This window comes from Legionella spiritensis, assembly GCF_900186965.1.
Classification (GTDB): Bacteria; Pseudomonadota; Gammaproteobacteria; order Legionellales; family Legionellaceae; genus Legionella_C; species Legionella_C spiritensis.
The window spans coordinates 955,901-970,121 of sequence record NZ_LT906457.1; the positions used below are offsets into that span (position 1 = coordinate 955,901).

Consider the following 14,221-nt stretch of genomic DNA (forward strand, 5'->3'; position numbering starts at 1 on the left):
CCAGCGTTCAGGGTGAATTAACTTGAAAATAGCCGGAAACACTGGCCGGTTGTTGCTGGGTAATACAATGAATACCACCGCCGCCGGCAAATACGTCGAGTGCGTCAATTTGGGTAATGTGGTGCCGGGGAAAGAGCCGGCTAAACAGGGTGAAAGCCGCTTTATCACAGGTATCGTGGCCAAACGCGGGCATGACAATGCCCTGATTGGCAAGATAAAAATTGATATAGGACAGGGTTAACCGTTCCCCGTCACGCCAGGTGGCGGGTGGTTGCTCTACCGTGAATACCTGCAACCGACGACCTTTGGCGTCGGTTGCGTTTCGCAGCGTTTCCAGATTGTCTCGCAGGATCTTGTAGTTGGCGTCTTTTTGATCGTCGGTGACAAGGCAAAGAACCTGTCCGGGACCGATAAACGTGGCAATTTCATCGATATGACCGTCCGTTTCATCGCCCACCAGACCTTTATCCAGCCAAATGACCTTTTCGGTACCGAGATAATCGTGCAGGTGCTGTTCTATAGCCTGCTGATTTAATTGCGGATTACGATTGGGATTTAACAAACATTCTCGCGTGGTCAGCACCGTACCTTCGCCATCGACATGAAAGGAACCGCCTTCCATCACCAGAGGGGCTTTGTAATGGGTTGCCCTGGTTTCATTAACGATAGCCGCGGCAATTTGATTATCAAGAGCACAATCGTCATAATTGCCGCCCCAGGCGTTGTGAATCCAGTCCACGCCAGCCAGCTGATTATCCTTGTTCAATAAAAAGGTCGGACCGGTATCCCTTGTCCAGGAATCGTTTATGGGCAAGGTGAGCAGGCGGATCCGATCACGGCATAGTAAGGCCGCGCTGTTCTCGTCCCCGGGATTGACCAGCATGGTGACCGGTTCGTATTGGGCGATGGCGCGGGCTACGCGGGCGTAAGCGTTTCTTGCCCTGTCCAGACCGATACTCTGCCAGGTTTGCAGATGACACGGCCAGGCCATCCAGCATCCGGCGTGAGGATGCCATTCCGGAGGCATCATGAAACCATCATTTTTGGGTGTTGACATGATTATCCTTTGGTTTTACTGCTGTCCAGGTAAGTAAGCTGCGAGAAAATACTGCGCAGTTCATTTAAATACGAGTGAATGGCCTCATCCGGCAATTCGGTATTCAGTAATTGTTTTTCATAAGATTGCAACAGCTTTTTAGTATCGAAATGAGCGAGGTTAAGTACGTTGGTGACGGTATCCCCGCTGACCAGATCATTAATCTCAAAATCGCCGTTACCAAGCAGCTTGACATCCAGAGAATTGGTGTCGCCAAACAAATTATGCAGATTGCCCAGAATTTCCTGATAGGCACCTACCAGAAAAAACGCGATGGCATAAGGGTTGGCGGGATCGAAGGTTGGCAGCATCAGAGTCGTGTCGAGACTGGCGCGCCCGGTGTATTGTTTCAGGGTGCCGTCCGAGTCGCAGGTCAGATCCTGCAGAATACTGTGCATGGACGGTTCTTCCGTCAGGTGGGAAATGGGAGCGACCGGGAAAATCTGATCAATCGCCCAGGCGTCAGGCATCGACTGAAAAAATGAAATGTTACAAAATATCTTGGCTGCCATGCGTTCGTTGATTAAGCCAAGCAATTCGCTATCGCCGGGATTTGTCTCATCCAGCCGATTCTGGATCTCAAAACAGATGGCTGTAAAAAATTGCTCGACCTTGGCTTTGTCTTTTAACGTGATCACCCCGTGTTTGAACATGGAGTGGGCTTCGTCGAGAGAGTGGGCCGCGTAGTTAAAAATTTCGCTCGGCGAACTTTCCGAAATCCATTGATAGGTATCCCAGATGTCGCGCAGAACATGGGAGTCGTCGGGTTCAATCCGGGGCAGTTCACGGCTTTTTTTAATGAGCTCCACGTCGGTAATATTGGTTACAATAAGCGCATGATGTGCGGTTAATGCACGACCAGACTCGGAAATGACGTCAGGCTCCGGCAAGCCGCTTTCCTCACAAAGATGGCGTAAGGCAAGAAGAATATTGGTCGCGTACTCATTGAGGCTGTAATTCATCGAGCAACCCGTGCTGGCGCGGGTACCTTCGTAATCTACGCTTAAGCCGCCGCCGACATCAATGGTGGCAATGGGCGCCTGCAAGCGCCTTAGTTCGACATAGTAGCGCGCCACTTCCTGCATACATTGGCGTATGTCAAGAATATTGGCTATCTGGGAGCCAAGATGGCAATGCATCAATTGCAGGCAATCCAGATAACCTGCGGCGTTTAAGCGGTTGACCACTTCCAGAACCTGTTCGGCGTTCAAGCCGAATTTGGATTTGGCGCCGCCCGTATTTTCCCATTTACCGGCGCCCTTGGTTACCAGACGAATTCGTATGCCGATGTTAGGGCGTACAGCCATTCTGGCCGATTCTTTAAGAATGATATCGAGTTCTGATCGTTTTTCAATGACGATATATACCTGATGCCCCATTTGCTGGGCAATCAGCGCCGTGCGAATGTAGCAGGCGTCCTTATAGCCGTTGCAGATGATGGTGGACGGGGTTTGGCCAAGCAAACCGATGACGGCCATTAATTCGGGTTTGCTGCCAGCTTCCAGACCGATCTGGTGGCTGGGCGCTTTTAATAATTCTTTAACGACACAATGTTCCTGATTTACCTTAATCGGGTAGACTAGTTTGTAACGGCCGCGATAATTCGTTTCTTCAATAGCCTGGGCGAAAGCCCCGTAAATTTTGTTGACCCGATCATGCAGAATATCGGTAAACCGGATCAACAGGGGAAGCTGTAATCCGGCACGGCTGGCCGCGCTGACGATGGCTTTCAGTTCAACGCCGGATTCCTGCAGGTTTTTGGTAATTTCTATATTGCCCCGGTTATTGATGTGAAAATAACCGTCACCCCAGTTGGCGATGTTGTAATAATTGTTATCTGTTATGGTCTGGTGTGGCATCAGGATATTGCTCCGGCTCGATGGCTGTGTGGCTGGGTAAGCGTATGATAGGTTTGCGGTTCGCGCTGCATGGGGAACGGAAACAGCCGTCCCCATAGTTCGCGATCGTTGAAATCAATTTCTGCGACCAGAACGGCCGGCTCATGACGGGGAGCCTGAACCAGAATATGGCCCAACGGGCTGCTGATGAAACTGCTGCCGTAGAATTCCAGCCCGTTTTCACAGCCGATTCGATTCACCGCGACCATAAAGGTGTTCGCCATAATGCCCTGTGCGATCATCACCTTTTGCCACATCGGTTGGCTGTCAAAGCCGGGTGCCGTTGGTTCCGCGCCGATCGCTGTGGGGTAAACGAGTATTTCGGCGCCTTTCAAACCATAGATTCGGGATAATTCCGGAAACCATTGATCATAGCAGGTAGGCAATCCCAGTTTGTGTCCGGCAATAGAATGAATGGGGTAGTCGGAATCACCCGGTTTGAAATAAAAATCCTCGTGGTATTTTTCACCGCTCGGGATATGCTGTTTCCGGGTAACGGCAATCAATTCGCCGGCTTCATTGAAGGCTACTGCGGTATTGTATCCGGCTTTTTCAAACAGGGAGGCTGTGATGCAGACATTGGCTTTGCGAGCCATGTGGCTGACAAATTGCGCAGTGGGACCATCCTGAATATCTTCCATATAGGGCGTGGGGTCGACATCGGATCGGGTACAAAAATACGGAGACAAGGTCAATTCCTGCAGGCAGACCAGTCTTGCCCCTTTTCCGGCCGCTTCCATGATGCCTGAGGCCAGATGCTCCTGGTGTTTCTCAGGATGGTCATGCCATTTTTCCTGCACTAATCCAATGGTTAATTTGCTGCTGTTCATCATGGTTCTCACGGTTAAGGTTGTAGACGTGTCGTGAAGGAGGGTTGTTGGCTGCCTTGACGGGTTGCGAAATACGATAGTGTAGAACAAAAAAAGAGGTTATTGAATAACCATTCGGTATTTTTTATTTGCAAGATAGGTTTGGTGGCGTCCGGGACTTTCCGGAAGCAATACCGTGTCCGCTAAAGGCGCGGATCCGGACACGAATCCCGCAACACCACCTGCTCCGAAAACTTAAACGAGGATCGGGCCGGAATATCCTGTTATCCCTGATTGGCCAGTAACGCGTTGGCCACTTTGGATTGATTTTTTCTCTTCAACAGTTTACACATCATATCCCCGGCATGTACGATTTTGTAGATATCTATGCCTGTATGAATGCCCAGTCCGTGCATGAGATAAAGCACGTCTTCAGTGGCTACATTGCCGCTCGCGCCTCGCGCGTAGGGACAACCGCCCAATCCCGCTACCGAACTGTCAAAGCAGCTCACGCCGCATTGCAGGGAGGCGTGGATATTGGCAATGGCCTGGCCGTAGGTATCATGAAAGTGCATGGCCAGTTTCGGCAGGGGAACGTCGTTTAGGATTTCCTTAATGAGCGTCTCCGCCTGTTTCGGGGTCCCCACCCCAATGGTATCGCCCAGTGAAATTTCCTCTACTCCGAGCGCCATCAGTTTTTTGGTGACCCTGGCAACCTGCTTCGGTGTGATGTTCCCTTCGTAAGGACAACCCAGAACGCAGGATACATAGCCGCGGATTGACAATTGATGTTGTTTGGCGAGATCGATGACTTCGGCAATACGATCCAGGCTTTCGGCAATCGAACAATGAATATTATGTTGATTGAACGCCTCGCTGGCTGCGGTAAAAACCGCTATTTCACGAACACCCGCCGCTATGGCCCTGGTTAATCCTTTCGTATTTGGTATCAGGGCGGAATAGCGCACGGAAGGATATTTTTCTATGGCTTCATAAACCTGTTCATTATCGGAAAGCTGCGGGATAGCCCGCGGGGAAACAAAACTGGTCACTTCAATACGTTGCAACCCGGTTTGACTCAATTCATTGATCCAGTTGATTTTATTTTCCGTCGCGACAAAGGATGGCTCGTTTTGCAGGCCATCACGGGGTCCTACTTCCACTATCGTGACTTGATCCGGACAGTTCATATTTGATTCCTGGTTAGGGTAGGTGTCATCAGTCTTGCAAGGCCAGTAATTCAGCGCCTTCCTGCACTTGCGAACCTACCTCGTAATACAGTTCCGTCAGCACGCCGTTTTTGGGTGCGTGAATCGTGTGTTCCATTTTCATCGCTTCCAGGACAATAAGACGTTCTCCCTCCTTGACCTTGTCACCCTTGTTTTTCAGGATAGCGACGACTGTTGCCGGCATGGGGGCGGTCAATTGCGCTTTTCCGGTAACGGCATGCTGACCGACGTCTTCCCAGTTGTAACGGGTCATCGTAACGGGTCCGTTTTCAATATAGCAGTTTATACAGGATGGTAGAACCTCTATCCAGGCCGATAACCGTTGCTGGCCATTGTCTATGCTCATTAATCCCCTGTCGAATCCGGCGCGGATGGTTTGTGCCGGTTCGCCGTTGATGGCCAGGGTGAACTGCTGTTCGTTGATCGGAGTCATTGCAAGATCATGCCGTTGCCCCTGGATTACAAAATTCCAGTGCCAGGACGTGTCGAGATGCATTTGCCAGGCGAACGTACGGCGGGCTAACGGATCCGCTTGTTCCTGACGTGTCAGATATTCGTAACCGGCTGCCATGGTTAAAGCCAGAGAGGTGTTGGTCTCAGGCATGATAATGGATTCTTTTTGTAAAAAATCAGTGCCCAGTTGCGCATCGGCAAAACGCTGACTGGCGCAGACCGCCTGTAAAAAGGGAAGGTTAGTCCTGACGCCGCCAATAAAATAGTGCTTCAAGGCGTGTTGCAGACGTTGCAGTGCTTCGGTTCTTGTCTCGCCCCAGGCGATTAATTTGGCAATCATGGGATCGTAGTACATGGTGATGGTGGAACCGCAGGTAACGCCACTGTCGATACGCAGTCCTTCACCGGCAGGCTCCCTGAGAAAATGCAGCGTGCCTGTGGAAGGCATAAATCCCTGATGGGGGTCTTCGGCATAAACGCGGCACTCTATGGCATGGCCATGTTGCGTGATCTCTTCTTGCCGGCAGGGCAGGGCTTCATTGGCCGCAATTCTTATTTGCCACTCCACCAGATCGAGTCCTGTTATCATTTCGGTGACCGGATGTTCGACCTGGAGTCTTGTATTCATTTCCATGAAATAGAAGGACTGGTCATCGGCCACCAGAAATTCTACGGTCCCCGCACCACGGTACTCAATGGATCGGGCAACTTCGCAGGCGGCCTCGGCGAGATTGTGGCGTAACTTCCGATCGAGATTGGGCGCAGGCGCTTCCTCTATTATTTTCTGGTGCCGTCTCTGAATGGAACAATCGCGTTCAAACAGATGCACCACCTCCCCGAAATTATCCGCCATGATTTGCACTTCAACATGGCGGGGATTGGAAACCAGTTTTTCAATAATCATGGTCTCGTCGGCAAAGCTGGCCAGCGCTTCACGACGGGCACCGGCCAATGCCGGGAGAAAATCCTCCTCGCTATGTACGGCACGCATGCCTTTACCGCCGCCGCCGGCCGCGGCCTTTAATAAAACCGGAAAGCCGATACGACCGGCTTGGGTCAGTAAATGGTCGTCGGATTGCTCCTGACCATGATAACCCGGGGTGAGGGGAACTTTGGTTTTCTCCAGCAATTGTTTGGCTAATTGCTTGGAGGCCATCGCTTCCATTGCTTCGATAGACGGGCCAATGAAAGTGATACCGGCTTTGGCGCAGGCTTTGGCAAATTGCGGGTTTTCCGCCAGAAAACCATAACCGGGATGGATGGCCTGGACACCATTGTCCCGAGCGATGCGAATAATGGCATCAATATTAAGGTAACTGGATTTCGCCGTGGCTTCGCCGACCTGAAAGGCGTGATCCGCCAGCTTGACGTGTTGACTGTCTTCATCTGCCGTGGAGTAGATGGCAACGGTTTCAATGCCCATTTTTCCGGCGGTTTTAATGACGCGACAGGCTATTTCCCCGCGGTTTGCTATAAGAATTTTGTTAAACATGAAAATCCTTAATTCCAGTTAGGGGTTTCTTTGTTGAGAAAAGCGCGAAGACCACGCTGCCCCTCAGCAGAGGTTCGTTTTCTGGCAATGATGGCGGCGGTTTCCCGAATTAACGCCTCATTGATCGGTTTACCCTGCACCGTCTCGACAAGAGTCTTGCACTCGGCGACAGCGACAGGTGCCAGGCGGCTGATTTGCCGGGCGTAATCCTGGGTATAAGTCCATAATTCCTCATCGCTGACACAATGATGAACCAGGTTTAACTCCCGGGCGCGTTGGGCGTCAAAGGTTTCCGCGCTCGTGAATAACCATCGGGCGGCACGCTCTCCTATCGCCCTGACGACGTAGGGACTAATGACGGCAGGAACCAGACCCAGTTTGACCTCGGAAAAACAAAATTTCGCGGAAGTGGCGGCGATGGCGATGTCGCAGGCGGCAACCAGACCGGCTCCGCCGCCGAAGGCCGCGCCATGAACCATGGCAATAGTGGGTTTCGTGCTGCGGTAAAGCGTATACATGACATTGGCCAATACCATGGCGTCGCCAAGATTTTCCTCTTCGCTGTATTGCGCCATTTTCTGCATCCAGTTCGCATCGGCGCCGGCGGAAAAATGCTTGCCGTTCGCTTTCAGGATGATGGCACGTATTTGCGGATTTTGTATGGCTTCATCAAGGGTGCGCTTAAGGTCGTGCAACAACTGGTCGTCAAAGGCATTGTGTTTGGCCACCCTGTTGAGTGTGATAATAAAAATATTTTCCTGCTGTTCGCTTAATAAATCAGTCATGCTCAATCCGTCCTTATTACATACGAAACACGCCAAAACGTGTGGGAGATATCGGCGCGTTCAATGCGGCCGATAAACTTAAGCCAAGAACCGTGCGGGTGTCTTCCGGGGCAATCACACCGTCGTCCCATAAACGGGCGCTGGCATAGTAGGGATTACCCTGTGCTTCATATTGTTCGCGCATTTTGGCCTTGAATGCTTCCTCATCGTCTTCGGGCCAGGGCGTACCCTGTTTGTTATGTTTTTCACGGTTGACCTGCGCCAGAACATTGGCAGCCTGCTCGCCGCCCATGACTGAAATACGGGAGTTGGGCCAGGTCCATAAAAAGCGGGGACTGTAGGCCCGGCCGCACATGGCGTAATTTCCCGCGCCGAAACTGCCGCCGACAATGACGGTGAACTTGGGTACGTTCGCGTTGGCGACAGCGGTCACCATTTTGGCGCCATGTTTGGCAATGCCGCCGGCTTCGTATTTGCTGCCGACCATAAAGCCGGTGATGTTCTGTAAAAAGAGTAAGGGGATGCCGCGCTGTGTGCAAAGCTCAATAAAATGAGTGCCTTTCAGGGCGCTTTCCGCAAATAAAATGCCGTTGTTTGCCACGATACCTATGGGATATCCGAACAGGTGGGCAAATCCGCACACCAGCGTCGTGCCATACAGGGCCTTGAATTCATCAAATTCCGACGCATCCACAATGCGGCCTATGATTTCGCGAATGTCGAATGATTTGCGCGGATCACTTGGGACAATGCCATTGAGTTCGCGCGGATTGTACAACGGTTCCCGACTGTCGATCCGAACCGGACCACCTGGTTTCTGCCTGTTCAGATGCCGGATAGTCCGGCGTGCCAGAAAAAGGGCGTGCGCATCGTTTTCCGCATAATGATCGGCAACTCCGGACTGGCGGCAATGGATATCGGCGCCCCCCAGTTCTTCCGCGCTGATGACTTCTCCGGTAGCCGCTTTGACCAAAGGCGGACCGCCTAGAAAAATGGTGGCCTGGTTGCGTACCATAATGGATTCGTCTGCCATGGCCGGTACATAAGCGCCTCCGGCTGTGCAGGATCCCATAACGACCGCGATCTGGGGAATATTGTTCGCGGACATGGTTGCCTGATTGTAAAAAATACGCCCGAAATGGTCACGATCCGGGAATACGTCATCCTGCTTCGGGAGAAACGCGCCGCCGGAATCCACCAGATACACACAGGGCAGGTGATTCGTTGCGGCAATTTCCTGGGCGCGTAAATGCTTTTTTACCGTCAGGGGGTAATAGGTTCCTCCTTTCACCGTCGCATCGTTGACTACGATGACGCATTCCTGTTCGTGAATGCGACCGATACCGGTGATGATGCCGGCGGCAGGCAAATGGGCGTCATAAACCTGATAAGCAGCCAGTTGCGAGAACTCCAGAAACGGGCTGCCCGGATCCAGCAATTGTTGCAAACGTTCTCTGGGCAATAATTTACCATGTTTTAAATGTCTGGTGCGCGCCGCCTCGCCGCCACCCTGGGCTATTTCCTTAACTGCGTGGCGCAGTTGCTCAACGAGTTGCAGCATCACGGCTTCATTTTGCTTGTAGTCACTGCTTGCCGTATTGATCTGACTGACGAATTTGGCCATGAATGATCCTTAATAGATTAATACGTTGCTAAGTACAATAACTAACCACAAACACCAGGTTAGCTGAATCAGATAAGGCATCTGTTTTCGTTTGATAAGTTGGTAGATCAGGGCGGGAACAGCGGCAATGACTATGGGAAGCACGGTAATGAGTATGATTTTGCGTATGGCGATTCCGATACCGGTATGGCTGAAAACGGAATTTAACCTGACGTTAACGTAGGCGTATAGCATATCAATATAGAGAATCAGTAAATGCGCGTATTTGGCAAAAACAACAACCAAAACGCTGATAACCAGATAAAGAATACTTTGGCGAAGCATGTACATCCTTTTTTAAGTGGCATTTGATTTTATTATTAGTCCGGGCAGTTGTTGAACACACAACAACTGCCGGAATGAAACACGCTTTATTATATAGGATTATTACGGCGGTTAAACCATTTCTATCGCGACAGCGGTTGCCTCACCTCCGCCAATGCACAAGGATGCGACGCCGCGCGTTTTTTGTTTTTGCTGCAAGGCATTCATCAACGTGACGATAATGCGCGCACCGGAAGCCCCGATGGGATGGCCCAGAGCACAGGCACCGCCATGGATATTGACTTTTTCATCATCCAGTTCCAGCTGAGTGATGGCGGCCATGGCGACGACGGCGAACGCTTCGTTGATTTCAAACAAATCCACGTCTTCTTTCGTCCATCCTGCTTTATCCAGTACTTTGCGTATGGCGTCAACGGGAGCGGTGGTAAACCATTCCGGCGCCTGGGAATGGCTGGCGTGCGCAACAATCCGCGCCAGGGGTTTTAATCCCCGTTTCTCTGCCTGCTCCGCAGTCATTAATATCAGGCTGGCCGCGCCGTCGGAAATGGAACTGGAATTGGCCGCGGTTACCGTACCGTCTGATTTGAACGCGGGGCGCAGCTGATCCATCTTCGCGAGCTTGCCGTGATCGGGGCCTTCATCCTGGCTGACCGTCACATCGCCCTTGCGAGTGGATATCGTGATGGGCGTCATTTCATTGGCAAACGCATTGTCCTGCTGAGCCTGAAGCGCGCGGGTCATGGAGCGTTTGGCGTAATTATCCTGTTGCTCACGGGTGAAATTGAAATGGCTGGCTGTCTGTTCGGCAAAACAACCCATCAACTGGCCGCGTTCATAGGCGTCTTCCAACCCGTCTAAAAACATATGATCTTTAATTTCACCATGTCCCAGACGATATCCGGCCCGGGCTTTGCTCAAAAGATAAGGCGCGTTGGTCATGCTTTCCATTCCGCTGGCCAGAACAATATTGGCACTGCCGGTTTTGATCAGGTCATGGGCCAGCATCACCGCTTTCATCCCGGAGCCACACATTTTATTAATGGTTGTGGCACCTGCTGAATCCGGGATACCGGCTTTGATGGCGGCCTGTCTGCCCGGTGCCTGCCCGATGCCTGCCTGCAGAACGCAGCCGGTGATGACTTCCTCGATATCGGAAGGAGAAAGTCCGGCCTGTTCTATGGCGGCGCGGTGAGCCGCAGCGCCCAGTTCCGGCGCAGTCAGTCCGGACAACGATCCAAGCATGCTACCCATCGGGGTGCGTTTGGCCGCAACAATTACCACATCATTTTTATCCATAGTCATATCCTTTTCCTCATGAAGTTTCTTTAAAAAGTTCCCGGCCCACCAACATACGCCGGATCTCGGAGGTGCCTGCCCCAATTTCATACAGCTTGGCATCCCGCAACAAACGTCCGGTAGGGTATTCGTTAATGTATCCGTTACCCCCGAGCGTCTGTATGGCCTGTAACGCCATTTGTGTTGCCCGTTCGGCCGTATACAAAATGACCCCTGCCGCGTCCTTACGGCTGACCAAACCCTGATCACACGCTTTGGCAACCGTATAAAGATAAGAGCGTGACGCGCTTAATTCCGTATACATATCAGCGAGTTTTCCCTGAATAAACTGGAATTCTCCGATGGCCTGATCAAACTGCTTGCGTTCATGGACATAAGGAATAACCGTGTCCAGACAGGCTTGCATGATACCGACAGGCCCTGCGGCGAGAATGGTGCGCTCATAATCAAGCCCGCTCATTAACACGCGAACACCCTGGTTGATTTCTCCCAGCACATTGTCTGCCGGCACTTCACACTGCTCAAAAACCAACTCGCAGGTATTGGAGCCGCGCATTCCCAACTTATCAAGTTTCTGGGCGGTATGGAAACCCGGCATGCCTTTTTCGATAATAAACGCCGTTATCCCTTTGCTGCCGGCCTGTTTGTCCGTTTTTGCATAGACAACCAGAACATCGGCATCAGGGCCGTTGGTAATCCACATTTTGGTGCCGTTCAGAATATAGCCGCCCTCGGTGGCGCGGGCTTGCAACTGCATGCTGACCACATCGGAGCCGGAGTTGGATTCGCTCATGGCCAAAGCGCCAATATGTTCGCCGCTTATAAGTTTAGGCAAATATTTCTGTTTTTGCCTGGAATTTCCGTTTAGATAAATTTGATTGACGCATAAATTGGAATGGGCGCCATAACTCAAGCCAACGGAAGCCGAGGCGCGGGAAATTTCTTCCATAGCGATAACATGAGCCAGATAGCCCATATTGGCGCCGCCGTATTCCTCGCTGACCGTAATGCCTAACAGGCCCATATCACCCAGTTTGCGCCACAAGGGATTGGGGAAGGCGTTATTGTGATCTATTTGAGCGGCCAGCGGCGCAATCTCACGCTGCGCGAACTGGTAAACGCTGTCCCGCAGCAGATCGTAGGTTTCCCCAAGTTGATATTGTAAACCTGTATACATGATTGACTTCCTGTTGCTTAAACAAATAGGCTAGACTATACCCAATCAAATTCAAGTTGCAAACTCATTTTATTGTGAATGGATTAAAGAGGTAACGGTTATGAACAAGCTGGTCGTCTGGGGACATCATGTTGATGAATACATGGAAATGTTTGATTTAAGCGCCACGGATCTCCAGGGAAAAATACTGGAATACGGTTGCGGACCAAGTGCGGTGAACGCGGAGCTGGACGGACAGGCGGCTTTGCGTATCAGTTGTGATCCGCTGTTTAATCTGGATATGGCCACGTTAAACTCCAAAGCGGCGCTGATTTTTGCGGATATGATTGATAAGGTAACCCGGGAACAGGACAAATTTGATTTCAGCGGTTATGGCAGTCTGGAGCGTTTTATAGAAAAACGGCGAGATGGTGTCAACACGTTTTTTGCGGATTATCTGTCTGGGAAAAAAGCGAAACGTTATCAGGGTATTCATGAAATTGCGCTTCCTTTCGCGGATTTTACGTTTGATTTGGCGTTAAGCTCGCATTATCTGTTTGCCGAGCTTTACGATCAGGATATTCAGTTCCATATTCGCGCGATTAAGGAGCTGGCCAGAGTCGCCAGGGAAGTGCGGATTTTCCCGCTCATTGATCGCTATGGCCAGCCGTCCTCTTTTTTGGGGCCGGTCCTGCTTGATTTGCAGCAGAGTAATTATGGCGCCGAGGTGCGAAGCGTCGCCTATCATTTGCAGCCTGAAGGCAACGCGATGTTGCGCGTGTGGGCGCAGGAGTGTCCGGTTGGCACGGGAGCCTGATATTCGACACGTTATTTTTTGTTTTGTTCCGGGTGCTTGTCTCATCTCCAAATCCGGAGCAAATCAAATACCCTCTAAGACTTTAGGCTCTGTGCACCAATTTTTCTTCGCACCATTTTTTTGCGAAAAGACAGTAGCCCGTAAGGAGGCCTATGGCCGTATTGCGGGTTTGATGTGCCAATCAGGAACATTATCCCGCATTACGGCTTCGCCTTCATGACGGGCTACAGGCAATTATTATTTGTTGTGCGACAATAGTTGCTTTGTTTTCGATCGGAAAAAAATCGGTTCACAGAGCCTGGGCAGGAGCAAATGAAAAAAGTATCGGCACAGGGCGCAGCAACGAATAAAAAACTGGGAATTCTGATTTATGAAAATGTTCAACCTATGGATGTCATTGGACCATGGGAAGTCTTTGCAACATGGAAAGCTATCCTGAATGCCCCTGTTGATATGTTTTTAGTGGCAGAGACAAGAGACGAGGTTTGTTGCGCAAATCAAATCAGTTTGAAGCCGCATTGCAGCTTCAATGATTCTCTTCAATTCGACTATTTATTGATCCCGGGTGGGGCTGGCAGAAGAGAACAGGTATATAATTCAAACGTACTTCTTTTTTTGAAAAATCAGGCTCAACATTGTGAATATTTGCTTTCTGTTTGTACAGGAGCTTTTTTATTGCATGCAGCTGGTTTATTGACTAATCATAAAGCAACAACGTATTGGCGAGCTATCCCCGAATTAAAATCCTTTGATGATGTTCAATTGATTGAAAAACGTATTGTTAAGTCGGATAAAATATGGACTACAGGTGGGATATCGAGTGGTATTGATATGGCATTTGAATTTATTTCGGCCATTGCTGGCAAAGAGGTTGCTGGGAAAGTACAGTTACTCTTTGAATACTTTCCTGATAACAAGCTGTATTGTCAGCAGGGCATGGTGAGTGAATTGCCTTCTTACTATGCAACACCAAAAGAGGGGATGGCGTTGGAGGCCGGGTTACCTGCTTATATCGAAGAATTTATCAAGAAAAGCCAGGTTCCGTGAACCAATTTTTTCCGATCGAAAACAAAGCAACTATAGTTGCGCAATAAATAATAATGTCTTGTAGCCCGTCATGAAGGCGAAGCCGTAATGCGGGAAAACGTTCATAAGTGGCACATCAAACCCGCAATACGGCCGTAGGCCTCCTTACGGGCTACTGTTTTTTCGCAAAAAATGGTGCGAAGAAAATTTTTGTTC

At 50.5% G+C, this 14,221-nt stretch carries 12 protein-coding genes; 2 read left to right on the top strand and 10 right to left on the bottom strand.

Annotated features, from left to right (window positions below; translation table 11 throughout):
- Positions 1-7: 7 nt before the first annotated feature.
- From CKW05_RS04455 to CKW05_RS04500, 10 genes are all read right to left on the bottom strand, one after another.
- Positions 8-1,063 carry an agmatine deiminase family protein gene (locus tag CKW05_RS04455; protein ID WP_193392665.1) on the bottom strand — a complete coding sequence of 352 codons (1,056 nt, stop codon included), beginning with the start codon at positions 1,061-1,063 and terminating at the stop codon, positions 8-10.
- Positions 1,060-2,955, bottom strand: a complete 1,896-nt coding sequence (speA, locus tag CKW05_RS04460; RefSeq protein ID WP_058484575.1) for a biosynthetic arginine decarboxylase — start codon at positions 2,953-2,955, stop codon at positions 1,060-1,062. The genes CKW05_RS04455 and speA overlap by 4 nt, the downstream gene beginning before the upstream one ends.
- Positions 2,955-3,824 carry a carbon-nitrogen hydrolase gene (locus CKW05_RS04465; RefSeq protein ID WP_058484574.1) on the bottom strand — a complete coding sequence of 290 codons (870 nt, stop codon included), beginning with the start codon at positions 3,822-3,824 and terminating at the stop codon, positions 2,955-2,957. The genes speA and CKW05_RS04465 overlap by 1 nt, the downstream gene beginning before the upstream one ends.
- Before the next feature lie 263 nt (positions 3,825-4,087).
- The gene (locus tag CKW05_RS04470) at positions 4,088-4,993 is read right to left on the bottom strand and encodes a hydroxymethylglutaryl-CoA lyase (protein ID WP_058484573.1); all 906 of its coding nucleotides are present in this window, start codon (positions 4,991-4,993) and stop codon (positions 4,088-4,090) included.
- 28 nt (positions 4,994-5,021) lie between these two features.
- Positions 5,022-6,977, bottom strand: a complete 1,956-nt coding sequence (locus CKW05_RS04475; RefSeq protein WP_058484572.1) for an acetyl-CoA carboxylase biotin carboxylase subunit — start codon at positions 6,975-6,977, stop codon at positions 5,022-5,024.
- A gap of 8 nt (positions 6,978-6,985) precedes the next feature.
- Positions 6,986-7,762, bottom strand: a complete 777-nt coding sequence (locus tag CKW05_RS04480) for an enoyl-CoA hydratase-related protein (protein ID WP_058484571.1) — start codon at positions 7,760-7,762, stop codon at positions 6,986-6,988.
- A 16-nt stretch (positions 7,763-7,778) separates the two neighbouring features.
- Entirely contained in the window at positions 7,779-9,386 is a 1,608-nt protein-coding gene (locus CKW05_RS04485; protein WP_058484570.1) for a carboxyl transferase domain-containing protein, read from the bottom strand.
- 9 nt (positions 9,387-9,395) lie between these two features.
- Positions 9,396-9,710: a hypothetical protein gene (locus CKW05_RS04490; protein WP_058484569.1), complete on the bottom strand. Its 315-nt coding sequence runs from the start codon at positions 9,708-9,710 to the stop codon at positions 9,396-9,398.
- Positions 9,711-9,821: 111 nt separating this feature from the next.
- Positions 9,822-11,006, bottom strand: a complete 1,185-nt coding sequence (locus CKW05_RS04495; RefSeq protein WP_058484568.1) for a thiolase family protein — start codon at positions 11,004-11,006, stop codon at positions 9,822-9,824.
- A gap of 16 nt (positions 11,007-11,022) precedes the next feature.
- On the bottom strand, positions 11,023-12,183 hold the full coding sequence (locus CKW05_RS04500) for an isovaleryl-CoA dehydrogenase (protein WP_058484567.1): 1,161 nt from the start codon (positions 12,181-12,183) through the stop codon (positions 11,023-11,025).
- A 100-nt stretch (positions 12,184-12,283) separates the two neighbouring features.
- Between CKW05_RS04500 and CKW05_RS04505 the strand changes: the two genes are divergently transcribed.
- Together CKW05_RS04505 and CKW05_RS04510 are read left to right on the top strand one after the other, a co-directional pair.
- Positions 12,284-12,979 carry a class I SAM-dependent methyltransferase gene (locus CKW05_RS04505; protein WP_058484566.1) on the top strand — a complete coding sequence of 232 codons (696 nt, stop codon included), beginning with the start codon at positions 12,284-12,286 and terminating at the stop codon, positions 12,977-12,979.
- Between the two features lie 312 nt (positions 12,980-13,291).
- A complete protein-coding gene (locus CKW05_RS04510) occupies positions 13,292-14,026 on the top strand; it encodes a DJ-1/PfpI family protein (protein WP_058484565.1) in 735 nt (244 codons plus the stop codon).
- Positions 14,027-14,221: the final 195 nt, after the last annotated feature.